Source organism: Terrabacter sp. 2RAF25 (assembly GCF_052115265.1).
Classification (GTDB): Bacteria; Actinomycetota; Actinomycetes; order Actinomycetales; family Dermatophilaceae; genus Terrabacter.
The window spans coordinates 1-477 of sequence record NZ_JBFRGJ010000046.1; the positions used below are offsets into that span (position 1 = coordinate 1).

Below are 477 nucleotides of genomic sequence, written 5' to 3' on the forward strand. Positions count from 1 at the left end.
GATCAAGAACGCCGAGGCGCTTGAGCGTTTCGAGACGGTCGACACCCTGATCGTGGACAAGACCGGCACACTGACTGAGGGCAAGCCGCGCCTGGTCGCCGTGCTGCCCGAGGCGGGGCATGACGAAAACGCGATCCTGCGCCTTGCGGCATCGCTCGAACGCGGCTCGGAGCATCCGCTGGCCGAGGCGATCGTGCGCGGCGCCGAAGATCGTGGCGTGGAGATGGTCGAGGCCGGGGACTTCGAAGCCGTGACCGGCCAAGGGGTGCGCGGCATCGTGGACGGGCAGCCGGTGGCGCTTGGCAATATCCGGCTGCTGACGGACATGGGCCTCGATGTCGGCGTCCTGACCGCGCGTGCCGACGCGCGGCGCGACGAGGGCGAGACGGTGATGTTCGTCGTGGTGGACGGCGCCGTCGCCGGCATGGTCGCGGTCGCGGACCCGGTGAAGGAGACCACACCCGCAGCCCTGAAGGC

1 protein-coding gene is annotated in these 477 nt (G+C 69.8%); it reads left to right on the forward strand.

Going from position 1 to position 477, the window contains the following annotated elements; translation table 11 throughout:
* Positions 1-477 (forward strand): HAD family hydrolase (locus AB4091_RS21890; protein ID WP_442295025.1); only part of this gene is annotated, 477 nt, incomplete at both ends.